We start from the raw sequence: 23,397 nt of genomic DNA, 5'->3' as shown, positions 1-23,397 counted from the left end.
CGCCATATCGACCCTAACTGATACAGGGTTGATCACAGATGTCTTGAATAAAACGGTCGTAGCGTCCAAAGTTTTGCAAACACTATCGGAGACGAGATGATTCGCAGATCGTTGCTGTGCGCTGCCGCCATGGGCTGCGCACTGGGTCCGGCGCTGGCCTGGGCGCAAGGCGGTTTCCCCAGCAAGCCCGTGACGCTGGTGGTCCCCAATGCGCCCGGCGGGGCGGTGGACATCCTGGCGCGGCTGCTGGAGAAGCAGCTCAACGCCCTCTGGAAGCAGCCGGTGCTGGTCGTCTACAAGGCCGGCGCGGGCACGGTGCTGGGCACCGACTTCGCCGCCAAGGCGGCGCCGGACGGCCACACCATCGGGCTGGTGGTGACGTCGCATGTCATCAACCCCAGCCTGCGCAAGAACCTGCCCTACGACACGCTCAAGGACCTGACCGGCGTGTCGATGCTGGCCACCTCGCCGGTGGTGCTGGCGGCCTCGCCCAGTCTCCCGGCGGGCAATCTCAAGGAACTGATCGCGCTGGCGAAGAAGGATCCGGGCAAGCTCACCTACGCCTCACCGGGCAGCGGCAGCTCGATGCACCTGGCGGGTGAGCTGCTCAAGACCAGCGCCGGCCTGGACATGTTGCATGCGCCGTACAAGGGCTCCGGCGGCGCCTACCCGGACGTGTTCGCCGGCCGCGTGGACCTGCTGTTCGATCCGCTGTTCTCGTCGCTGCCCCACATCAAGGCCGGCAAGATGAAGCCCATCGCCGTGCTGAGCCCCAAGCGCGAGGGCATCGCGCCCGACATCCCGGCCGCCGCCGAAACCCTGCCCGGCTTCGTGGTGCAGAGCGTGTTCGGCGCGGTGGTGGCCAGCGCCACGCCGCCGGAGGTCGTGAACCAGCTCAGCGCCGATTTCGCGCGCGCGCTGCAATCGGCCGAGGTGAAGGCCCGCATGGCCGACATCGCGTTGACGCCGGTGGGCAGCAAGCCCGAGGAATTCAACGCCTACATCCGGACCGAGATCGACCGCTGGGCCAAGGTCGTCAAGGCCTCGGGCGCCACCGCCGACTGAACCCCGACACCCGCCAACGGACACCGCTATGAACAGATTCGCAGCCGCACGACGCGGCCTGCTCGCCGCCGCATGCCTGCTTCCGCTGTGGGCCGCTGCGCAGCCCGGGGCCTGGCCCGCCAAGCCGGTCAAGCTGATCGTGCCCTTTGCCCCCGGCGGCCCCACCGACATGGTGGCCCGGCTGCTGGCCGAGCGGCTGCAGGCGCAGTGGGGACAGCCCGTGATCGTGGACTACAAGCCCGGCGCCGGCACGATGCTGGGCACCGACTTCGTGGCCAAGTCCGCGCCCGACGGCTACACGCTGGGCATGGCGATCACGGCGCACATGATCAACCCGGCCCTGCAGCCCAAGCTGCCCTATGACACGAAGAAGGATCTCGTGGGGGTGGCCCAAGTGTCGCAGGCGCACTTCGGGTTGTTCACGCACCCTTCGTTGCCCGTGGGCAGTGTGGCCGAGCTGATCGCATACGCGAAGAAGAACCCGGGCAAGCTTAGCTATGCCACGCCGGGCATGGGCACCGGCACGCACCTGGCCGGCGAGATGCTCAACCACATGGCCGGCATCGACATGGTGCACGTGCCCTACAAGGGCAGCGCCGCGGCGCAGCAGGACGTGCTCGGCGGCCGGGTGCCGGTGCTGTTCGACGTGCTGTTCTCGTCCATGCCCTTCGTCAAGGACGGGAAGCTGAAGGTGGTGGCGCTGTCGAGCTCCAAGCGGGCGCTGGCCAATCCCGACATCCCGCTGGTGGCCGAGACGGTGCCGGGCTTCAGCGCCATGAGCTTCATCGGCGTCATCGCGCCGGCCGGCGTGCCGCGGCCGCTGCTCAACAAGATCAGCGCCGACATCGGCCAGGCGGTGCGCTCGCCCGAGTTGTCGGGGCGCATGGTGGAGCTTGGCATGGAGCCCGTGGGCTCCACGCCCGAGGCCTACGACGCCGTGATCAGGACCGAGATCGACAAATGGAGCCGCGTCGTCAAGGCGGCCAACATCAAACCCGAGTGAAGGAGACTCCGATGAGCCTGCAACTGAACCCCCTGTCGCCCTTCGCCGCCGAAGCCAGCGGCATCGACCTGACGCAACCGCTCACGCCCGAGCAGGTGCGCGAGATCGAGCACGCCATGGACACGCACGCGGTGCTCGTGTTCCATGGGCAGCCCCTGACGCAGGACCAGCAGATCGCCTTCGCCAAGCGCTTCGGCCCCCTGGACCTCGGGCTGCGCAAGGTCAAGGGCGGCCCGCACCGCTTCAAGTACGCCGAGCTCGCCGACATCTCCAACGTCACGGCCGAGGGCGAGGTGGCCAGCCGCGAGCACGCGAAGATCGTCGGCAACATCGCGAACCAGCTCTGGCACAGCGACAGCTCCTTCCAGCGCCCGCGCGCCAAGTATTCGATGCTGTCCTGCGGCATCACGCCCAGCTTCGGCGGCCAGACCCAGTTCGCCGACCTGCGCATGGCCTATGACGCGCTGCCGGACTGGCTCAAGCAGAAGCTCGACAAGCTGCAGGCGGTGCATTACGCGCTGCATTCGCGCTTCCTGCTGGGCGACACCAACTACACCGAGGAGCAGCGCAACGCGATCCCGCCGGCGGTGTGGCCGCTGGTGCAAACCGACCCGCGCTCGGGCCGCAAGATCCTCTTCGTCGGCATCCACTGCAGCGAGATCGTCGGAATGACCACGGCCGAAGGCCGCATGCTGATCATGGACCTGCTGGAGCACGCCACGCAGCGCGAGTTCGTCTACACGCACGAGTGGACCCCGGGCGACCTGGTGATGTGGGACAACACCGCCACCGTGCACCGCGGCCGCTGGTATGACTTCTCGGAGCGGCGGGAGCTGCGCCGCGCGACCACCGAGGAGGTCGCCCTGTCGCCCGAGGCCATCGCCGCCTGAGCCTGACGCGCGGCTTGTTGCGCCGGCGCTGACCTGCGGCGGCACGCCCTGAATGCCCCAACCCGACCCCAGCCGCCGTGCATGCGGTGGCTGTGGCGCAGCACTGCCCGGTCCCTGGCGTCAGTGCTCGTCATCGAACCGAAACCAATCAACTCACCACCGGGAGACAACCCGATGAAATATCCCGCCATGGCCGCCGCGCTGCTGGCTTGTGTTGGCAGCGCCGTCGCGCAGTCCAACGTCACGCTCTATGGCGTGGCCGACGTCTATGCGGAGTCCAACCGCATTTCCGGCCGCGGCTCGATGACACGGCTGGGCAGCGGCGGCCTCACGGCTTCGCGCTGGGGCCTGCGGGCCATCGAGGACCTGGGCGGCGGCCTCAAGGCCACGGCCGTGCTGGAAAGCGGTGTCGCCCTCGACACCGGCACCTCGCTGCAGGGCGGGCGGCTGTTCGGCCGCCAGGCCTACGTGAGCCTCACTTCCTCCAGCTTGGGCGAGGTCCGGCTGGGCCGGCAGTATTCGCCGCTGCACTACTCGCTGCTGTTCAGCGACGTGGACGCCTTCGCCGTGTTCTCGCCCATCTTTGCGATGTACCTCTCCAATGGCGAGCAAAGCCGCCAGGACAACCAGGTCAGCTATTGGACGCCGAACTTCAGCGGCTTCTCAGGCATGGTGGCCGTGGCTGCTGGGGAGCGTGCGGCCGTTGCCCCCAGCGCAGCCACGCCCTGGATCCCGGCCGCCGGCACGATGAAGCGAAACGTTGGCGGGATGCTGCGCTACCAGGCCGGCCCGCTCGACGTCAACGTGGGCTACGTCCAGGGCGGCCAGGAGCTGGCGGCCGGCGATGCCGACCAGCGCGCCTTCAACGTCGGTGCCATCTACAAGTTCGGCGCCTTCAATCTGGGCGGCAACTATTGGGACTACCGCAACGAGCTGGCCAGCGGCGCCACGCCCAAGGTCCGGGGCGCGAGCATCGGCGTGAAGGTGCCGGTGGGCACGTCCTGGAGCTTCGTCGCCCAGGTGGGCCGCACCGAGGATGACGGTCGCGAGTACACCACCGGAGCGGCCAAGGCCGAGGGCCGCAGTACCCACGTCAACCTGGGCGCCAACTACGCGCTGTCCAAGCGTACCGACGTGTACCTGCGCTACGCCCGCATCGACGACAAGAACGGCGCCTTCAACGGCCGCGCCACCACGGCACTGTTCGGCGTCTTCGGTCCCGGCAACACGCTGCCCGCGGGCAGCTCCGCCAGCACCGTCGCGTTGGGCCTGCGGCATCTGTTCTGAGGCATGGGCGAAAGGGCCCGGCACATCCCCGGCTGCGGGTTGTTGCCGGGCCCAACGGCTTGGGCAAGAGCAGTGCTGCGGCTGACTTCGTGCGTGCGGCTGACCCGCGCCCAGGTCAGGTCAGGTTCATCTCGGCTTGGGCTGTTCCCTGTGATTTTTTGGCCGCCTTCTTGCGAGCATTCAGGACGTACTTGCCAAATGCATGCCGCAAGCGTTCATGAGACAGCAGCAATTGCTCAGAGAAGGCTTTCTTGTCCAATTGAAGCTGACTGCACAGCACCCGAAAATGCGCTGTTCTCATGAACCCGGCCATATATTCACGGCGCCGTTCCGGGTCGCTTTCTGAGTAGACTTTGAATCCCTCTTCGCCGTCGCGCTCGAACTCCTTGCGCAGGGCGAGTGCTACGGGATCATCCTGCTCATTAGAATCCACGGTAGCGGCAGATCCGCCAGCCTGATGCTTGCGGCTACTGGAATTCGGCCCCGTATCTTTCACTTCAGCGGTCGGCACCGTCCAGCCCTCCTGCAGGGCCTTCATGAATAAACGTCCGGGGAACTGTATTTTCTTGCCTTTTGCCGTGTTGATGCGATGGCGCACAAATTCAATCGCCGCTTGTATTTTTTCCGGTGTGAATCTGTCCGCATTCAACGTGATGGCCTGCAAGTCCACCGTACCCACGCCAAACTCTCCGCGCAGGGTTTCGTATATTGCCTTGCGTGTCTCCGTCAGGCGCATTGAATGCACCATTTCACCTTCCTGAGCGCGGAAGATGAATCTGATATGAGAAACCTTTTTCGAGCCCGGAACGTTTTTTGTTTCATACTCAACATAAAGGTCTGATAAATCGTTGATCTGCTCGATTGCCACGGACAGCGCGCGTTGCCGGAACAGCTTGTACTCACTCATGAACTGCGAGTCTTGCGCGCCGACCCAGGCGCGCGCTGCCTCCACGGTGAGCCATTCGGTCGGCGATCCCCTGTAAGAGACAGACTTCAGTTTCTCGTACAGTGAATGGGCAAAGACCGAGCGAAAGTTTGACGTAGTGCGCAATGACAGCAGCGTGTACCCGCGAGGGTCTTTGTGCAGCTTTCGGATGGTTGGGTCGAAGCGGAAGAAGACACGACCATTTGCTATACCAACCATGCCGACCAGCGGAATTGAGACGAACTCCGGGTTTCCGCCCACACCCTCGGGCCTTTCACGCTCTACGACGATGCTGGTTTTCTGGGCCTCGCGAAGCGCATCCTTGAGGTGCTTTTGATTGCGACTCGCGTAGTTGATAAGGAACTTGAAGAGGTCAACGTCGCAGTCGAACTCCAACTGCTCTACCGGCGCATCACTGGCAAGGTAGTTCATCACGTTGAGACCACGCCGAGTCAAGACCCCAACGCCAGCGATATCTACAAAGATATTGTTCTTTGGAAATGCCAAGTCGCGTTCAGCATCCGCAATGGTTGCGGATCGGCCCTTGCGCCCGACGGTGTCCTCGAAAAGCTGCAGAGCGTACTGCTCGCTCACTGAGTCCCGGACCTGTGCAGGTGTGATAGCCGGCTGGGCAGGTTTGCTCTTCGCCATGGGCCTCGTACAGCTGTAGGTTTAAAAGCGTCGCAGGTTATCCGGATGGTGACTGTCGGTCAACGCAGCCCAGTCACTTTTCCCCTGCCTGCACAGAAACCGTCACCGCGAGTAGTAGCAATTCGGCCACGGCGAGGCAGGGAGCACCCAGCAGCAGCCCTGCACAAAAACCGTCACCTTGGGTTCCATTCCAGCCGTCTGGTCAAAGGCCGGCTGAGAGGAGCCGGCAGCAGGCTTGCACAAAAACCGTCACCTTGGACTTCAGCAGCCCGGCCGCGGAGCGGCACGAAGCAGCTGGCAGTAGACATGCACAAAAACAGTCACTTTGCACAAAACCGTCACCTTGCTGCACAAAAACCGTCACTTTGGGTTGCACAAAAACCGTCACTTTGGGTAGTTATCCACCACAAAAACCGTCACTTTGACCCCAAAATTGCACAAAAACCGTCACTTTGCCGCACGTAAGTCTTTGATTTAAAAGGAGTTTTTGGGCTCCGAAATGCTTGCTTGCTTTATAAATTTATTAAGCTAGCTGGCTCTTGCATGCATGCCTGAAGCTGAAAACCCGGCTTGCCGAACTAGGCAGCCCAACCGCATACGGAGCCTGTAGCGCGGTGCATGCCTTGGAGTTGGCAGGGCAGCAAAGTGACGGTTTCCATACAACAAGTGGCGGCACACAGCAGGGCGTGCGCTTGTGCACAAAACCCGTCACCTTGGGCGCCAGCGACCCGACCCTAGTACCCAGCGCAGTTGGTGGCAGACCTGCACAAAAACCGTCACCTTGTCGGGCGTAATGATGGTGCTGGCTACGGGTAGGGCACCAGCATCGCGCCGGCGCATGACCAGTAGCGCACCCAAGGTGACGGTTTTTGTGCAGGTAGTGGTTATTGGCAGCGTTGCTGCGCCCCAGTCCCATGGCGGCAATGGTTCCCGCACAGCAGCCATGGCGCAGTGCTTCTCCGGCTACATCGCCGGCTGCGGCGGCCAGGTACTGGCATTACGGTGCGTGGTTTCCATCGCTTCCTAAACGTACGATGGGCAAACGCTTAAACAACATACTCGAATCTTGCTGTTCACCTATGCCCTCTTGCCCGATCCGGTCACGCCATTGAAGGGTGGAGAAGGGAAAGCCTGTCTTCTTCTTGCCCAGCCATGGATTTGCTATTTGCTCTAACCCTTCGAGGCAGGTCCAGACCAAGCTGTCTCTTTGCTATGCGTGCTGTGGTCTTAGGAGGGGACCGGAGTAGGACGACGTGTTTGATTTCAAGTATGTTGCAACATCGATTGTTGAAATCAGCCGCTCATACGCGTCAACGGCAACGGTGCTCCGGTGGGCCGGCCTATGAAGTCCTGAGCAGCTGCGCCTCGCGGGCTTCCTCCACGATCCAGTCGTGGACCGCGGATACCCGCCGATCGTCCAGCGCCCCCTCGACATACACCAGGCAGTAACGCTTGCCAGTGCGCACCGATTGCGTGAAGGGCGCAACGAGTTGGCCGCTGGCCAGTTCGTCGGTGGTCAGGGTGCGCCGGGCGATCGCCACCCCCATGCCGGCAATGGCGGCCTGGATCGTGATCTGGTTACGGTTGAACATGTAGCCGCGGCGCACGTCGACCTGCGGCGCACCGATGGCCCGAAGGTAACGCTCCCACTCGGCGTAGGGCGCGCTGCCGCGCCAGGCCGTCATGTCATGCAGCAGCGGATAGTGCTCAAGACGGTCAGGAGCCTCCAGCGGCGGACGTCCGCGCATCAGCGCCGGCGCGCACACCGGAAAGATCTCCTCCTCGATCAATACCGTGCTCTGGAAGCCGGGCAGCGCGCCGTCGTTGAGGTCGATCGCCAGGTCGAACTCGCCCTCGCGCAGCGAGCGGGTACTGTCCTCGGCCTCCACCTGCAGTTCGATCCCTGGATAACGCTGCATCAGCCGCGGCATGCGAGGCAGCAGCCAGGTGGCAAGAAATGAGGGCAGCGAACGCAGCCGGACCACGCCGCTGAGCGCACCGCCGCGCAGGCGTCCGATGGCCAAGTCCACCGCCGCGTAAGCCGGATCGACCGCCGCCTGCAGGCGGCGGCCCTCGTCGGTGAGCTCGATGCGCCGTGTCAGGCGCCTGAACAGCCTGAAACCCAGCCAGGCTTCCAGCGCCTTGATCTGTTGGCTCACGGCGCCGGTCGTGATGTGCAGCTCCGCGCCAGCCTCCGTGAACGAAAGGTGCCGTGCCGCAACCAGGAACACCTTCAGCCGGGCATGGACTTGCGATGGGGCGTTGATGTTCATGCTTCAGTTTTCCTAAACCGGAAGCCAGAAATGATCGTTTGAATAGTGCAATCCTGCCGACCATACTGCGCTGTCATGAGCCCGTCTCGGGCCACGTGTAAGACAAACTGAAGCAAGGCGCCCCCTCCATGTCCATCAGCGCACTCGACCTGTTCAAGATCGGCGTCGGCCCGTCGAGCTCCCACACCGTGGGCCCGATGCGCGCGGCGCACGAGTTCGCGTGCCGGCTCGAAGCCGAGGGCCGCCTGCCGGCGGTGCGGCGCGTGCAAGTAAAGCTGTACGGCTCGCTGTCGGCCACCGGCATCGGCCACGGCACCGACCGCGCCGTGGTGGTGGGGCTCAGCGGCGAACGCCCCGACCGCGTGGACCCCGATCGCATCGGCCCCATCGTCGACGAGGTGCGACGCAGCGGAACGCTGCGGCTGGCCGGCCGGCACGCCGTGGCCTTCGACTGGGAGCGCGACCTGCGGCTGCTGCCGGTGTCGCTGCCCCACCACCCCAACGCGCTGCGCCTGAGTGCCTGGGCCGAGGATGGAGCCGTGCTGGCCGAGGACACTTACTACTCGATCGGTGGCGGTTTTGTGATCAACGAGGCGCAGGCCCGCACCGGCTCCACCGGCGCCGCCGAGGTGAAGGTGCGCTACCCCTTCGACAGCGCGGCCGAGCTGCTGGCGGTCTGCCGGCAGCATTCGCTGCGCATCAGCGAGGTGATGCTGGCCAACGAGCTGGCGTGGCGCAGCGAGGACGAAACGCGCGCCGCGCTCGGGCAGATCTGGGACGCCATGCGCGGCTGCGTGGCGCGCGGCATCACGCAGGAGGGCACGCTGCCCGGCGGCCTCAACGTGCGCCGCCGTGCCGCCGCGCTGCATCGCCGGCTGCAGGAGCGCGAGCGCGCAGGCAACCTCATCAGCCAGACCTTCGAGGCGCTGGACTGGGTCAATCTTTACGCGCTGGCCGTCAACGAGGAAAACGCCGGTGGCGGCCGCGTCGTCACGGCGCCGACCAACGGCGCGGCCGGCATCATCCCTGCGGTGCTGCACTACTACATGCGCTTCCAGCCCGGCAGCGACGAGCGCCACGTGGTGGACTTCCTGCTCGCCGCGGCGGCGGTCGGCTCGCTGATCAAGAAGAATGCGTCGATCTCGGGCGCCGAGGTCGGCTGCCAGGGCGAAGTCGGCTCGGCCTGCGCGATGGCCGCGGCCGGCCTGACCGAGGTGATGGGCGGCACGCCCGAGCAGGTCGAGAACGCTGCCGAAATCGGCCTGGAGCACAACCTGGGGCTGACCTGCGACCCGGTGGGCGGACTGGTGCAGGTGCCGTGCATCGAGCGCAACGCCATGGCCTCGGTCAAGGCGATCAACGCCGCGCAACTGGCGCTGCGCGGCGACGGCGCGCACGCGATCTCGCTCGACCAGGCCATCCGCACCTTGCGCGACACCGGGCGCGACATGCTCGACAAGTACAAGGAAACCTCGCGCGGCGGGCTCGCGGTCAGCTTCATCGAGTGCTGACGCAGCTGCCGCACGCCCATCCTGCCCCGGGGCTTGCAAGTCCGGCAGCGCGACCGGACCCCCTCTTGCTTCGCGCATACACACAGGCACCCGCCACAGGAGACAACTCATGAACACGGCCGTACAGGCGCTCCCAAGATTCCTGGCACGCACCAGCCTCGTGACCCAGATCGCGATCGGCCTGGTCTGCGGCATTGTCCTGGCGTTGCTGGCACCCGGCGTGGCGCGCTCGACGGCGCTGCTGGGTGACCTCTTCATCGCCGCGCTCAAGGCCGTGGCGCCGGTGCTGGTCCTGATCCTCGTGGCGGCGGCCATCGCCGGCCACGAAAAGGGCCAGCCCACGCACGTGCGGCCGATCCTGGTGCTGTACCTGCTCAGCACCCTGGCCGCGGCACTGGTGGCGGTCTTGGCGAGCTTCCTGTTCCCGACCACGCTGGTGCTCAACGCGCCGCCGGTGGGCGGCGAGCCGCCCGGGGGCATCCTCGGCGTGCTCAAGAACCTGCTGCTCAGCGCGGTGACCAATCCGGTCAAGGCGCTGCTGGAAGCCAACTTCATCGGCATCCTGGCCTGGGCCATCGGCCTGGGCGTCATGCTGCGCCACGCCACCGCCAGCACGCGCCAGATGCTTTTCGACCTCTCCGACGCGGTGTCGTCGCTGGTCAAGGTCGTGATCCGCTTTGCGCCGCTGGGCATCTTCGGGCTGGTGGGCGCGACGCTGGCCGAGTCCGGCCTGGGGGCGCTGGTCGGCTATGGCCGGCTGCTGGCCATGATCGTCGGCTGCATGGTGTTCGTCGCGCTGGTGGTGAACCCGCTGATCGTCTACCTGAAGACGCGCCGCAACCCGTACCCGCTGGTCTTCCTGTGCCTGCGCGAGAGCGGCATCACGGCCTTCTTCACCCGCAGCTCGGCCGCCAACATCCCGGTCAACCTGGAGCTGTGCCGGCGGCTGAAGCTGCACGAGGACACCTACGCCATCTCGATCCCGCTGGGCGCCACGATCAACATGGCCGGCGCGGCCGTCACGATCTCCGTGATGACGCTGGCGGCGGCGCACACGCTGGGCATGCAGGTGGACATCCCGACGGCGCTGCTGCTGTGCATCGTCTCCTCACTGGCGGCCGCCGGCGTCTCCGGCGTGGCCGGTGGCTCGCTGCTGCTGATCCCGATGGCCACCAGCCTGTTCGGCATCTCCACCGACGTGGCGATGCAGGTGGTGGCCATCGGCTTCGTGATCAGCGTCGTGCAGGACTCGGCCGAGACCGCGCTGAACTCGTCCACCGACGTGCTGCTCACCGCGGCGGGCTGCCCGGACGAGTACCAGCTGCCGTAATCAACCCCCTGCATCCCCGGCAAGCCGCACCGCGCCTGCGGCTCGGCCCTGCGGGGACAGAGCAGCCATGCGGAGCCCCGGCGGCAGCGCCTCGGGCCTCCCGCATGGCTGCTTCTTGCTTGTGGCGGGGGTTGGCCCGCCATGGCGACGAGGACGGCCCCGCCGAGGGCAAGAGGCGCGCGCGGCTCGATGGAAATGGATACCGAGGGTTAGCCCTCTAATCAAGTCATCATACGAATTCGTATGATGACTCCATCGTTTTACCGAGCGGCCCGCCGAGCGACAGGTTGATCGCCGAACCGTGCTGCCGACTCCATGAAGCTCGCCTGTATTGCCGACGATTTCACCGGCGCCACCGACCTGGCCAACAACCTCGTGCGCGCGGGCATGCGCGTGGTGCAGACCATCGGCGTGCCGCCGGGCGTGACCCACATTGACGCGGATGCGGTGGTCGTCGCGCTGAAGTCGCGCACCAGCCCCGCGGCCGAGGCAGTCGCCGAGTCGCTCGAAGCACTGCGCTGGTTGCTGAGCCTGGCTCCCGCGGACACGCCGCCGCAGGTCTATTTCAAGTACTGCTCCACCTTCGACAGCACCGCGCAGGGCAACATCGGCCCGGTGAGCGAGGCGCTGATGGCGGCGCTGGCGTGTCCGCTCACGATCGCCACACCCGCCTTTCCCGACAACGGCCGCTCGGTGTTCAAGGGGCATCTGTTCGTCGGCGACGCGCTGCTGAGCGAATCGGGCATGCAGCACCACCCGCTCACGCCCATGACCGACCCCAACCTGGTGCGGGTGCTGCAGTCGCAGTGCGCGCGGCCGGTGGGCCTGGTGGAGTACCGCACGGTGCTGGCCGGGGCCCAGGCGATCCGCCAGCGGCTCGACGCGCTGCGCACGGCCGGTATCGGGCACGCCATCGTCGATGCCGTCACCAACGAGGACCTGATGCGCATCGGCGAAGCCGTGGCCGAGCTGCCGCTGGTCACGGCGGGCTCGGGGCTGGCGATCGGGCTGCCGCCGCGCTGGGGTTTCGTGCCCAACGAGCACGCGGCGCGGCTGCCGGCCGTGCACGGCCGACAGGCCATCGTCTCGGGCAGCTGCTCGCGGGCGACGAACCAGCAGGTGCGGGCCTTCATCGATGCCGGCGGCGCGGCGCTGGCCATCGACCCGCTGCGCCACGCCGAGGGCCGCGACGTCGTTGGCGAGAGCCTGGGCTGGGCCCGCGAGCACATGGCGCACGCGCCGGTGCTGATCTATTCGACCGCCGAGGCCGGTGCCGTGAAGGCGGTGCAGCAGCGGCTCGGTGTGCAGCAAGCGGGCGAAATGGTCGAGCGCTGCCTGGCCGCCATCGCCTGCGGGCTGGTCGAGCTCGGCGTGGGGCAGCTCATCGTCGCCGGCGGCGAGACCTCGGGCGCGTGCGTGCAGGCGCTGGGCATCAAGTCCATGCAGATCGGCCCGCAGATCGACCCCGGCGTGCCGTGGTGCCATGCGCACGGCACGGTGGCCTCGGGCGGCCTGCACATCGCGCTCAAGTCCGGCAACTTCGGCACCGCCGACTTCTTCGCGAAGGCCTTCGCGATGCTCGCGGCCGCGCCCACGCGATGAACGAGCTCACCCTGCGCGAGGAAGTCTGTGCCGCCGGACGCTCGCTGTTCGAGCGCGGCTACGTGCACGGCACGGCCGGCAACATCAGCGTGCGGCTGGAGGATGGCAGCTTCCTCATCACGCCCACCGACGCCTGCCTCGGTCGGCTTGAGCCGCAGCGGCTGGCGCACGTCGACAGCGACGGCCAGCCGTTGGGCGGCGACCGGGCAAGCAAGACCTTGGCACTGCACCGGCGCATCTACGCCGCGGACAGCGCGGCGCGCTGCGTCATCCACACCCACTCCACGCACCTGGTGGCGCTGACGCTCAAGGGCGTGTGGCGTCCCTCGGACATCGTGCCGCCCATCACGCCTTACTACGTGATGAAAGTGGGCCACGTGCCCCTGATCCCGTACCACCGCCCCGGCGACCCCAAGGTGGGCGACCTCGTCGCGCAGGCCATCGCGGCGGGGCACGCGGCGCACAAGCCGCTGCGCGCGGTGATGCTGGACCGTCTGGGCCCCAACGTCTGGCACGAGTCGCCGACGGCGGCCATGGCCGTGCTCGAAGAGCTCGAAGAGACCGCCCGCCTGTGGCTGATGACCGGGGCCGCACCGCTGCCGGATGCACAGATCGCCGAGTTGACCAGCGCCTTTGGCGCCCGCTGGTAGCCACCTACTCCCTCATTGCACCGCCCACCATGCTGAAGTTCTCCGCCAACCTCTCGATCCTGTTCACCGAGCTGCCGTTCATCGAACGCTTCGCTGCCGCGCGCCGCGCCGGCTTCTCGGCCGTCGAATGCTGGTTTCCCTATGAGCACGGCGTATCCACGCTGCGGCAGGTGCTCGACGACAACGGCCTGACGCTGGTGGGCATCAACACCGCATCGGGCGAGGCCGGCCAGTGGGGGCTGGCCGCACTGCCCGGCCACGAGGCGGCCTTCGACCGCTCGGTGCAGCAGGCGTTGGAGTATGCGCAGGCGCTGGGCCGGCCCGCGGTGCACGTGATGGCCGGCCTCGTGGGACACGTGCCGGCCGCCGACGCGCAGCGCAGCTACTGCGCCAGCCTGGAGCGGGCCGTGCGGCTGGCCGAGGGCACCGGCGTGTGCTTGCTGATCGAGCCGTTGAACGGCCGCGACCGTCCGGGCTATTTCCTCAACAGCGCCGACCAGGCCGCGGACGTGATCGAGCGCACCGGCCTGGGAAGCCTGCGCATCATGTTCGACTGCTACCACGTGCAGGTGCAGCAGGGCGACGTCATCACGCGGCTGAAGCGGCACTTCGCCAAGATCGGCCACATCCAGATCGCCGGCGCGCCTTCGCGCGGCGAGCCCGATCGTGGCGAGCTCAACTACACCGAAGTCCTGCGCGAGATCGACCAGCTCGGTTGGAGCGGTTACATCGGCGCGGAATACAAGCCCAGCGGGCCGACGGCCGAGAGCTTCGGCTGGCTCGACGAGCTGCGGCGCCTGGGTATCGCGGCCTGACGGCCGCGGCCACCGAGGTGCCAACCAGGCGTCCCCACGCGAATCACCGATCCCAAGCTCTCCGGTGCCGCTCGCCGCACCGCGGAGCATCTTTTCCCACGCCAACCAAGCACACCAAGCCAGGAGACATCCAGATGAACCGCAACCAGCGCTTCGCCGCTACCCGCCGCATCCTGCTCGCCGCCATTGCCGGGTGCGTGACCGCCGGCAGCGCCCTTGCCGCCGATTACAGGGAGCACAGCTTCAAGCTGGGCCACGTGATCGCCGACGACCATCCCGCCGCGCTGGGCGGCAAGAAGTGGGCGGAGCTGGTGACCCAGCGCAGCGGCGGCAAGATCAAGGTGCGCATCTACGGCAACGGCGTCATCGGCGGTGACGCCCAGATGACGTCCGCCGTGCAGGGCGGCGTGCAGGAACTGGGCATCCTCACCTCGTCGCCGATCGCCAGCGTGGTCAAGGAAATCGGTTTGCTCGACCTGCCGTTCACCTTCGGCACGGCCAGCGAGGTTGACAGCGTGCTGGCCGGTCCGGTGGGCAACGCGATTGCCGCGAAGATGAGCGACAAGGGCATGGTGGTGCTGGGCTGGATGGAGAACGGCTTTCGCAGCATCACCAACAGCAAGCGTCCCATCACCAAGGTCGAGGACCTGCAGGGCCTGAAGATCCGGGTGCTGCAGAACCCGGTCTACATCGATGCATTCAACACGCTCGGGACCAACGCCGTGCCGATGCCGTTCCCGGAGGTCTACACCGCATTGGAGTCCAAGGCCGTGGACGGCCAGGAGAACCCGCTGGGGACCATCAACACCTCGAAGTTCAACGAGGTGCAGAAGTACCTCAGCATCACGCGGCACACGTACACGCCCTACGTCGTCGTGGTCAGCAAGAAGGTCTGGGACAAGCTGAACCCGGACGAGCAGAAGCTCATGCGCGAAACCGCGGCGGAGGCCTCGGCCTACCAGCGCGACGTCTCGCGCAAGAGCGAAGCGAAGTTCCTGGCGGAGCTCAAGCAACGCGGCATGCAGGTCAACGAGCTGTCGCCGGCCGAGGCCGCCCGCATGCGCGAGAAGCTCATGCCGGTCATCAACAAGCACGCGAAGGACCTCGGCGGCGAGCTCGGTGCCGAGATGCTCAACGAGATCGCCAAGCTGCGGGCCAGCGCCAGGTAAGCAACAGGGTCGCGGGGCGCCGCCCAGGTGGCCACACCGCGGACCGCGTCCCGGCGACCCCGCTCACATCGTTCCTTTACCTCCACAGGACCGACGATGAACGTCCTCATCACCGGCGGCGCCGGTTTCCTTGGCTCCGCCCTGGCGCGGCGACTGGTGTCGTCCGTGGCGGCCGGCGGGCCCATCGAGCGCATCACGCTGCTGGACCGGGCGGCGCCGCTGCAGCCCATCGAAGACCCGCGTGTGCACTACATGGCGGCCGACATCAACGATCCGGCCGCGCTGGAGCATGCGATCGGCGTGCACACCACCACGATCGTCCACCTGGCCGCGGTGGTGAGCGGCCAGGCCGAAGCCGACTTCGACCTCGGGATGCGCGTGAACGTCGATGCGACCCGGCTGATCCTCGAACGCGCCCGAGCCCTGGGCACCCGGCCCCGGGTCGTGTTCACCAGCTCGGTGGCCGCCTTCGGCGGTCCGCTGCCCGCCCGGGTCGCCGACGACACGCGTGCCCTGCCGCAGAGCTCCTACGGCGTGCAGAAGGTGATCGGCGAGCTGCTGGTGGGCGATTACACGCGCAAGGGCTATATCGATGGCGTCACGCTGCGCGTGCCCACGATCTCGGTGCGCCCCGGTGCCCCGAACAAGGCCGCCTCCAGTTTCGCCAGCGGCATCATCCGCGAGCCGCTGGCCGGCCTGCCGGCCCTCTGCCCCGTATCCACCGACGTGCGCATGTGGCTGCAGTCGCCGCAGTGTGCGGTCAGCAACCTCATGCATGCCATTGCCATCGACGGCGCGGCGCTGGGCATCGACCGCACGGTCAACCTGCCTGGCCTGTCGGTTTCCGTGGGCGAGATGATCGAAGCGCTGCGCGCGGTGGCCGGTGCCGAGGTGGCGGCGCGGGTGCGCTTCGAGCGTGACCCAGCGGTCGAGCGCATCGTGGCGTCCTGGCCCAGCGACTTCACCGCCGAGCGCGCCCGCGCGCTGGGTTTCGTCGCCGACCGGGATTACGCCTCGATCATTCGCGCCCACGTGGCCGCACAAGGCGTCGCGCTGGCCGCCTGAGCGACGCTTGCGGCAGCCGACACGGCCATCCACGCGCACGGACGACGCGGCGTGCCGTCAGCAGCAGGTGGAACTGCGTCGGTATGCTGCGCGTCGCTGGAGACTCCAGCAGGGCCTGTCACGCCATGGGTGACGCCCTTGCCAGGGTTCTTGGCCGAAGCGGGTGGAGGTTCGATGGAACAGATCGTGTGGAGCGGTGGGGTGCTCCCGTTTGCAACGCGGTGGCCGCAGCCGTCGCCAATGGCCCTGCCGCATGGAGCTGCCGGCGTCGCGGCTGGGCAAGGGAGGGCGTGATGAGAGCTGACCGAGCTCACGCGCAAAGGTCCGCCCAGACGGCCCCGGGCACGCTGGCGGACCGGGTCACCGCATCGCTGATGCAGCAGGTGCGCGGCGGAACCTACCCGGTGAACGCCCGGCTGCCGCCGGAGCCCGTGCTGGCGCAGCAGTTCGGCGTCAGCCGGACCGTGATCCGAGAAGCCGTGTCGCGCCTGAAGTCCGAAGGGCTGGTCGAGACTCGGCAAGGCAGCGGCACGGTGGTGCTGGGACCCAACGCGGCCAACACGTTCAGGATTTCGGCACCCGGCGGCGACATCGAAGTGCGTGCCGTCCAGGAAGTACGCTGCGGCCTGGAAAGCGAGATGGCGGCGCTCGCCGCCTCGCGTCGCAGCGAGGCCCAGAACGCGCGCATCCAGCGCGCGCTGCGCCGGATTGCCGATGCGGTGGCCGACGGCGGCGATGGCGTCGCCGAGGACATGGCCTTTCATACCGCCATCGCCGAAGCCGCCGGCAACCCGTTGATGACCTCGCTGCTGGACTTCATCGGCCGTGCGCTGCACGACGTCATCACCGTCACTCGGGCCAACGAGGCCGTCCACGACGATTTCTCCCGCCAGGTCGAGCTTGAGCACGCCGCCATCGCCGATGCCATCGATCGCCGGGACGCCGAGGGCGCCCGGGCCGCGGCGCTGCGGCACATGCTGGCCTCGATTGAGCGCATCACGATCGCCGAGGCACAACGCGACAAGCGCGTTGGAACGCAACGCTCTGGCCTCGGTCAGGTTCAATCGAACCCGTAGAACTCAACGGGGTTGCCAACCAGAGTCCGGCGCCATGCCATAGATGACCCGGCAACCTTCCAGAACCCGTTGAGCAGCGCACGCTCTGACGGTACAGGCTTGACGTCAGGGTGCGGCCAGTTGCTGGCCCAGAGACAGCGCTCGGGGCAGCGCGAGCGCCAGCGGCCGGGCCGGCGTCGCCACGTCAGCGCAGTCCGGGGCGCCGCTGCGAGCGGCCATATTGCCCACCAGGGCCTCAGGAACGAGGCGTACTGCCGCTGTTCGCTTCGCGTTCCGTATCGCCGTACCAGCGCCGCAGCACCCGCTGAAAGAACAGGCTGTTGGGCAACTGCAGCGTGGTTCCGCCTCCATCGTCCCCGCTTTCATGCAAGGTCGTGTAGACCAGGTTGATGTCCACGACCCGCCCCTTGATGCCTGGCTTCTCCCCGTTCTCCAGCAGTTCCACCAAGTCACCGATCCGGAAAGCTCCAGTGATGTAGATCAGCAAGGCGCAGAAGAGATTGGACAGCACGCTCCAGGCGGCGAAAAACGCAACCGCGCCGACCGTCGCGAATCCGGTGAAGGCAGTCCACAGCACGGCCCCGGACACCCCCATTCGCTCCAGCGCCCACAGCAATGCGCCACCGTAAACGACGAAGGCCACAACGCGCAGCGACAGCGCCGTCACCTTGCCGGGCAGGGAGTACGTGTTGGTCAGCTTGCGGATGAGATGGTGCGCAACGCGCATCGCCAGCCACGCGCCCAGCGCGATCAGCATGGCCTCTATCGCGGGTACCAGGACGTCGAACCAATTTGCCATCCATGGCGGCAAACGGTCATGCAACGATTGAAGAAACTTGTTCATTGATTACTGCAGCCCAGGATTCGGCCATCCTGATCGGGCCTTTATGCCTGCGCCTTGGTCCGTCTCTTCTGCGCTCAAGGCCACCTCAGGCCCGAGGTGCGAGCCGTGCTGGTCAAGCTTTCTTCACGAACTCGGACTTCAGCTGCATCGGGCCGAAGCCGTCGATCCTGCAATCGATGTCGTGGTCGCCGTCGATCAGCCGGATGCTCTTGACCTTCGTGCCGACCTTGATGACCGCGGAGGAGCCCTTGATCTTCAAGTCCTTGACCAGGGTCACCGAGTCGCCGTCCTGCAGCACGTTGCCGTGAGCGTCCTTCCACACCCGCTGTTCTTCCCGAGCCTGCATGGCGTCACGGCTCCATTCGTGCGCGCACTCCGGACAGACCAGCAGATTGCCGTCCTCGTAGGTGAACTCGGAGTTGCAGGCAGGACAAGGGGGCAGGTTGCTCATGAAAATGCTTCTTCAACAGGACGGGATGGGCTGCATGCGGCTGTAGTTCAGCGCCGCCAGGGCGTGCTTAGCGGCGCTGCGGCACACCGCTGCAAGTATCGGCCGCGATTTTGCCGCTTCTTTTGCGCAGGACCGCGCCCACGCCAATGCCTCGATGCCGCAGCAGGCCGCTACGCACGCGGACAACGCAGCGCTGCCACAGAAACGGGCAGCCACGCCCTCGGCATTTCCAAAGGGAAGTGCGCCGGCGTGCACCAAGCTCCATGGGCGGCGATGCCGCACCGCCATGCGGCTTCGGCTCAGGGCAGCGACCGGACGGTGGTCCAGACCGTCACCACTTTGGTTGCGTTAGCACCCTTGTGTGCTCAACGCAGTACGCGGCCGGCGCATTGACGCCGCTCACGCACGACCACCCATCTCAGCAGTGTTGACACGGCTTGCACAAGCCCGCCGGCCACCCGCCCGTGAACTGCTTGGGCAGGGCGTGGACCTCTTGGTGCCATGTCCGACGGCGGGCAGGTGGTGATCCGCATGCTGTCGGCCAAGGCGCGGCAGGAGGGCACTCCCATCCGCACCGGGCAGCAGGTCACGCGCACGCGATGTCTGGGTGCAAGACGTGATGGCGCACCGGTTGCCGGCCCTCCTCGCCGCACGGGGGGCATTGAAGGTGCGTGAACTGCTGGCCGCGGTTTAGACGCGGGGATGCACGCAGGGCAGCGGCTTTCAGCGAGCTACGGAAGAGGCTGAGCTACCTGCTGTGGTTGTCACCTGCGGATCAGGCGGCCTGCAGCGGAGAACGCGTCCAAGAGCTGCGACGTGAATTTGTGTTGTCGCAGAGATGCACTTTTTCGCAAAACCGCGCGACAAAGATACACTGCCGCGACTTAAAAAGAAGAGGGTGCAATGGACGCAGTGATCGACGAGGGGATACCGCTGGCCGAGGTTCTGGCTCAGGCGGGACGGGTGCAGGCAGTCGTCTCACAGGTCCGTGGCGCGATGCTGGCGCCGGAGAACCGCAAGACGCCACCGCGCTTCTACACGGGTGACGTCATGAACCTGACCGGGCTGGACAAGAACGCCATGGACGTGGCGGTCCGCAAGCGCGTCCTCCCCGTCGGCAAACTTGGCGCGGGCAACCGCCGTGAATTCACCCTGGAAGAGCTTCAGTCCTGGGTGCGTCACTACCGTGCCGGCGCCCTGCGCCCGGCCGGCGCTCATGCCGTGACGATCGCGGTGGCCAACTTCAAGGGCGGCGTGACCAAGACCACCACGGCCTTGACGCTGGCGCAGGGCCTGTCCCTGCGCGGGCACCGGGTACTGGTGATCGACACCGACCCGCAGGGCTCGCTGACCACGCTCTTCGGCATCCTGCCCGACACCGAAGTCCGGCGCGACGACACGATGTTGCCGCTGGTCGAGGGCGCGCAGGATTCGCTGCGCTACGCCGTGCGGCCGACTTACTGGAGCGGCATCGATCTGGTGGCGGCGGCGCCGCTGCTGTTCGGTGCGGAGTTCGAGCTCTCCGGCCGAATGGTCATGGACGCGGGCTTCCAGTATTGGCGCGTGCTGGAGCTGGGACTGCAGGAGCTGCGCACGGACTACGACGTGATCATCATGGACACGCCGCCGGCGCTGTCGTACATGACGATCAACGTGCTCATGGCCGCCGACGGCATCCTCATGCCGCTGCCGCCCAACGCACTGGACTTCGCCAGCAGCGCGCAGTTCTGGCAGCTGTTCGGGGACCTGACGGCCCGGCTGCCGGCCGCCCAGGACAAGCGTTTCGACTTCATCAGCATCCTGCCCACCCGGGTCGAGACGACGGACGCCGCAGGCAGCACCGTCCGGGAGTGGATGGCCGCGGCCTACGCCGAGAAGCTGCTGCCCGTCGAGATCCCGAAGAGCGCCGCCGCCGGCGCGGCCAGCGCCAATTTCGGGACGGTCTACGACGAGGCCGTGGGCACCAGCCGCACGGTGCGCCGTGCCACCGACGCCGCCGACCGCCTGGCCGATGCCATCGGCATGCACTGCATCAAGGCCTGGCGTCGCCAGCTCGCGCGGGGTGCCGCAGCATGAGTGCCGTCAGCAAGGGCAAGGGGCTCAAGTTCGACCTGCCGCCGGTGGGCGTCTCTCCAGCGGCGCCAGCGGCGCAGTCCGAGCCCGTCACGGGTGTGATGCGCCATGCCGGCCTGGCGCAGGAGTTGCACTCGCTGCGTGCCCAAGTGCAGCAGCTCGAAGGCGAGCGCGGCGCGCAGGCCCTGGACGCGCGTCTGGTGCGCCCGAGCCGTTGGGCCAACCGGCATGCGGTGTCGTTCGAGGACGAGGACTTCGCGGAACTGAAGGCCGAGATCGCGGGCGCCGGGGGCAATGTCCAGCCGATCAAGGTACGGCCGCTACGCGAGCCGGGAGCCGACGACGGTGCGCGCTACGAGATCGTGTTCGGCCACCGGCGCCACCGGGCGTGCCTGGAACTGGGGCTGCCGGTGCTGGCGGTGGTGTCCGAACTCGACGACCGAGCGCTCTTTGCGGAAATGGACCGCGAGAACCGCTCCCGCAAGAACCTCAGTGCCTACGAGCAGGGGGTGATGTACCGCCGCGCGCTGAAGGAAGGCCTGTTTCCGTCACAGCGCATGCTCGCCGTGGCGGTGGGCGCGGACTCGGGCAACGTGAGCCGCGCGATCAAGGTGGCGGAGCTGCCCGAGGAAATCCTGGCGGCCTTCGGCTCGCCGCTGGCAGTTCAGTTTGCCTGGGCCAGCGACTTGACCGACGCGCTGCAGCGCGACCGCGAAGCTGCGCTCGCAGCAGCGCGCGAGGCCGTGCGCTGCGGGATGGCGCCATTGCAGGCTTTCAGCGCGATCACTGGCAAGCCGGCGCGCAAGGGTGCTGTACGGTACAGCACCCCAAATGCAGCGCCGGATCGGCCTGATGTGCCGGCGCAGGAAGCCGCGGTGCCGCAGGCCGCTGTACCGTACAGCACCGCTGCGTCGGAGCGGTCGCCGGCCATACCGGCGGTTGGCCCGCTGTTGTGCAAGGACGATGTCATGCGGCTGGTGAGCGAGGCCGATCGCCAGCAGCAGCATCCTGACGGAGCAGCCTCGGCCGGTTTCTTGCGGGACTTGGCGCAACGGATCGCCCGAAGCCTGGGCGACGACGCTATGGTGGAACTCGTCCGGGCAAAAGAATCAGCCCGGCAGGAGTAGCCATCACAAGGCTCCACGAGGGGCCCCGGCATTCGTGGTGAGGAGGGGAACCGGACGAAGGCGCCGCGCCCCGACCTCACGCACGCGGCCGTGCGATGGCCAGCACTGCTGTACGGTACAGCGCCCCTTCGCATCACTCATTCCGCTCGCAGGCGCACCAGCGGTAGCCTCTGGCCTGCCGCTGTACCGTACAGCGGACCGAAGCCTGGACGCCCTGACCGGCGCAGCGGCCCCACCCAACGGGTGCTGTACCGTACAGCACCCCACCAGCCAAACCGCCGCGCGCTTCACCGAATCGCCACTCGCGCACACGGCATGCTGGTTGACTGCCATGGACTCCAAACACGACTCTCCAGACCCGGGCCGCCGGGCAGTCCTGCGCTTGGCCAGCTTGCCCCTTGTCGCCGGTGCTCTGGCTGCCTGCAGCAGGAACGAAGGCACGGCTGGTACCGCCGCGGGCAAGTCGCCGTCCGCGACTGTGGTCGACCCCATGGCGCTGGCGGCCACTGCTCAAGGTTTCTCAGTGGGACCGGCCATGGCGGCCCACACCGTCTACGTGTTCTTCGACGCCACCTGCCCGCACTGCGCGCGGCTGTGGACGGACAGCCAGGTGCTGCACAACCGGCTGAAGATGGTTTGGATTCCGGTCGGGCTGCTGCGGGGCGGCGCGGAGCACGGGGCCGTCATCATGGCGGCCAGCGACCCGTTGGCGGCCATGGCCGCCAACGAGGCGGCCCTCAGCGCCGGCCGGTCCGGCCCACCCGCATCCACGCCGCCCGCCGTTGCGCTGGCACTGGTCAAGGCCAATACGGAAGTCTTCGAAAAACTCGGTGTCCAAAGCGTGCCCGTCGTCGTTTACCGCAACGCCGCGACCGGCGCTGCAGGCATGGAGGTGGGCTACCACCCGCCCGAAGCGATCGCAACGCTGGTCGGCTTGTGATGGACGACGCCGGGATGCTGTGCTCGGCCTTGTGCCTCGTGCCGATCCGTGCATGACGAAGGAAGTCGCAGCGAATGGAGGAGAGCGCCGAACCTGGGGCGCTGGTGAAGGACACGCATCTGGTGCACGCCTTGTGACGCCAACGAGCCTGTGACTGGTGCAGCTGCCGAAGTGCCAAAGTCGAGCACACAAGGTCACCCGCTGAAGCGCGTGCCACCAAGCCTCACGGTACGTCATGCGAGCGGCAGTGTTTCATCCTGAAATGCACCGCCTGCCCGAGTGACAGTAATAACCGCACCGGCTTGGTTATGCTGCACCGCACAATAGATTCACCCTGACGACTCTCGGAGGGAAATCATGCATACCCTGCGGGCCATGGCGCTCATCGAGCGGGCGGTGGAGCTTGCCGATGCGCAGTTTCCCGGCGACGCCTTGGAAGAGGCCTGCCGCTTCGCATCACAGGAGGAGCGGCTGGCCGTGCTGTACATCGTGCAGTCTCGCCCGGCGCTGTTCGGCCAGCCTGCGACGCCGCAACAGGTGATCGCCGCCCTGCGCGAGATGGTGCGCGGCGGCTCTGTCCAGCTGCAGGCAAGTGCCTAGTGGCGCGAGTCAGAGGTTCGTTATCAAGTTGACGTCGAGCGCATACTGAG

The 23,397-nt window shown here is 66.9% G+C and carries 20 protein-coding genes; 16 read left to right on the top strand and 4 right to left on the bottom strand.

The window, feature by feature from the left end:
* Positions 1 to 96 precede the first annotated feature (96 nt).
* The 4 genes from Q0741_RS27355 to Q0741_RS27340 all read left to right on the top strand — a co-directional run bounded on the left by Q0741_RS27355 (position 97) and on the right by Q0741_RS27340 (position 4,245).
* On the top strand, positions 97 to 1,065 hold the full coding sequence (locus tag Q0741_RS27355; RefSeq protein ID WP_298236352.1) for a tripartite tricarboxylate transporter substrate binding protein: 969 nt from the start codon (positions 97 to 99) through the stop codon (positions 1,063 to 1,065).
* A gap of 28 nt (positions 1,066 to 1,093) precedes the next feature.
* Positions 1,094 to 2,068 (top strand): tripartite tricarboxylate transporter substrate binding protein, encoded by a 975-nt coding sequence (locus Q0741_RS27350; protein WP_298236351.1) that lies wholly within the window; start codon positions 1,094 to 1,096, stop codon positions 2,066 to 2,068.
* Between the two features lie 11 nt (positions 2,069 to 2,079).
* Positions 2,080 to 2,958, top strand: coding sequence for a TauD/TfdA family dioxygenase (locus Q0741_RS27345; RefSeq protein ID WP_298236350.1), 879 nt, complete (start codon positions 2,080 to 2,082; stop codon positions 2,956 to 2,958).
* 174 nt (positions 2,959 to 3,132) lie between these two features.
* A complete protein-coding gene (locus Q0741_RS27340) occupies positions 3,133 to 4,245 on the top strand; it encodes a porin (protein ID WP_298236349.1) in 1,113 nt (370 codons plus the stop codon).
* A 115-nt stretch (positions 4,246 to 4,360) separates the two neighbouring features.
* Here the strand turns inward: Q0741_RS27340 and Q0741_RS27335 are convergent, their stop codons facing one another.
* Complete coding sequence (locus Q0741_RS27335; RefSeq protein ID WP_298236348.1) at positions 4,361 to 5,821, bottom strand: replication initiation protein; 1,461 nt, start codon at positions 5,819 to 5,821, stop codon at positions 4,361 to 4,363.
* 1,340 nt (positions 5,822 to 7,161) lie between these two features.
* A complete protein-coding gene (locus tag Q0741_RS27330) occupies positions 7,162 to 8,094 on the bottom strand; it encodes a LysR substrate-binding domain-containing protein (protein WP_298236347.1) in 933 nt (310 codons plus the stop codon).
* A 128-nt stretch (positions 8,095 to 8,222) separates the two neighbouring features.
* On the opposite strand from Q0741_RS27330, the gene Q0741_RS27325 reads away from it, so the two are divergent.
* From Q0741_RS27325 to Q0741_RS27290, 8 genes are all read left to right on the top strand, one after another.
* Positions 8,223 to 9,605 (top strand): L-serine ammonia-lyase, encoded by a 1,383-nt coding sequence (locus Q0741_RS27325; protein ID WP_298236346.1) that lies wholly within the window; start codon positions 8,223 to 8,225, stop codon positions 9,603 to 9,605.
* 109 nt (positions 9,606 to 9,714) lie between these two features.
* Positions 9,715 to 10,935 (top strand): serine/threonine transporter SstT, encoded by a 1,221-nt coding sequence (sstT, locus tag Q0741_RS27320; RefSeq protein WP_298236345.1) that lies wholly within the window; start codon positions 9,715 to 9,717, stop codon positions 10,933 to 10,935.
* A 315-nt stretch (positions 10,936 to 11,250) separates the two neighbouring features.
* Positions 11,251 to 12,537: a 3-oxo-tetronate kinase gene (gene otnK, locus Q0741_RS27315; RefSeq protein WP_298236344.1), complete on the top strand. Its 1,287-nt coding sequence runs from the start codon at positions 11,251 to 11,253 to the stop codon at positions 12,535 to 12,537.
* A complete protein-coding gene (locus Q0741_RS27310) occupies positions 12,534 to 13,187 on the top strand; it encodes an aldolase (protein ID WP_298236343.1) in 654 nt (217 codons plus the stop codon). The genes otnK and Q0741_RS27310 overlap by 4 nt, the downstream gene beginning before the upstream one ends.
* 29 nt (positions 13,188 to 13,216) lie before the next feature.
* Positions 13,217 to 14,002 carry a TIM barrel protein gene (locus tag Q0741_RS27305; RefSeq protein WP_298236342.1) on the top strand — a complete coding sequence of 262 codons (786 nt, stop codon included), beginning with the start codon at positions 13,217 to 13,219 and terminating at the stop codon, positions 14,000 to 14,002.
* Between the two features lie 134 nt (positions 14,003 to 14,136).
* Positions 14,137 to 15,171 carry a TRAP transporter substrate-binding protein gene (locus Q0741_RS27300; RefSeq protein ID WP_298236341.1) on the top strand — a complete coding sequence of 345 codons (1,035 nt, stop codon included), beginning with the start codon at positions 14,137 to 14,139 and terminating at the stop codon, positions 15,169 to 15,171.
* A gap of 96 nt (positions 15,172 to 15,267) precedes the next feature.
* On the top strand, positions 15,268 to 16,236 hold the full coding sequence (gene denD / locus Q0741_RS27295; protein WP_298236340.1) for a D-erythronate dehydrogenase: 969 nt from the start codon (positions 15,268 to 15,270) through the stop codon (positions 16,234 to 16,236).
* Between the two features lie 293 nt (positions 16,237 to 16,529).
* Positions 16,530 to 17,312 (top strand): FadR/GntR family transcriptional regulator, encoded by a 783-nt coding sequence (locus tag Q0741_RS27290; RefSeq protein WP_298236339.1) that lies wholly within the window; start codon positions 16,530 to 16,532, stop codon positions 17,310 to 17,312.
* A gap of 235 nt (positions 17,313 to 17,547) precedes the next feature.
* On the opposite strand, the gene Q0741_RS27285 is transcribed toward Q0741_RS27290, so the two are convergent.
* Together Q0741_RS27285 and Q0741_RS27280 are read right to left on the bottom strand one after the other, a co-directional pair.
* A complete protein-coding gene (locus tag Q0741_RS27285) occupies positions 17,548 to 18,156 on the bottom strand; it encodes a mechanosensitive ion channel family protein (RefSeq protein WP_298236338.1) in 609 nt (202 codons plus the stop codon).
* Positions 18,157 to 18,268: 112 nt separating this feature from the next.
* Positions 18,269 to 18,607 carry a zinc ribbon domain-containing protein YjdM gene (locus Q0741_RS27280; protein ID WP_298236337.1) on the bottom strand — a complete coding sequence of 113 codons (339 nt, stop codon included), beginning with the start codon at positions 18,605 to 18,607 and terminating at the stop codon, positions 18,269 to 18,271.
* Between the two features lie 903 nt (positions 18,608 to 19,510).
* On the opposite strand from Q0741_RS27280, the gene Q0741_RS27275 reads away from it, so the two are divergent.
* The 4 genes from Q0741_RS27275 to Q0741_RS27260 all read left to right on the top strand — a co-directional run bounded on the left by Q0741_RS27275 (position 19,511) and on the right by Q0741_RS27260 (position 23,347).
* On the top strand, positions 19,511 to 20,683 hold the full coding sequence (locus tag Q0741_RS27275; RefSeq protein ID WP_298236336.1) for an AAA family ATPase: 1,173 nt from the start codon (positions 19,511 to 19,513) through the stop codon (positions 20,681 to 20,683).
* Complete coding sequence (locus Q0741_RS27270) at positions 20,680 to 21,807, top strand: ParB/RepB/Spo0J family partition protein (RefSeq protein WP_298236335.1); 1,128 nt, start codon at positions 20,680 to 20,682, stop codon at positions 21,805 to 21,807. Before Q0741_RS27275 ends, Q0741_RS27270 begins: the two co-directional genes overlap by 4 nt.
* A gap of 535 nt (positions 21,808 to 22,342) precedes the next feature.
* A complete protein-coding gene (locus tag Q0741_RS27265) occupies positions 22,343 to 22,747 on the top strand; it encodes a thioredoxin fold domain-containing protein (protein WP_298236334.1) in 405 nt (134 codons plus the stop codon).
* 357 nt (positions 22,748 to 23,104) lie between these two features.
* Positions 23,105 to 23,347: a hypothetical protein gene (locus tag Q0741_RS27260; RefSeq protein WP_298236333.1), complete on the top strand. Its 243-nt coding sequence runs from the start codon at positions 23,105 to 23,107 to the stop codon at positions 23,345 to 23,347.
* Positions 23,348 to 23,397 lie beyond the last annotated feature (50 nt).

Origin of the sequence: uncultured Azohydromonas sp., assembly GCF_937926365.1 — a bacterium.
In the GTDB taxonomy this organism is placed as follows: domain Bacteria; phylum Pseudomonadota; class Gammaproteobacteria; order Burkholderiales; family Burkholderiaceae_C; genus Azohydromonas.
The sequence above is the reverse complement of the archived record's forward strand: the minus strand, read 5'-3'. Positions and strand labels throughout refer to the sequence as shown.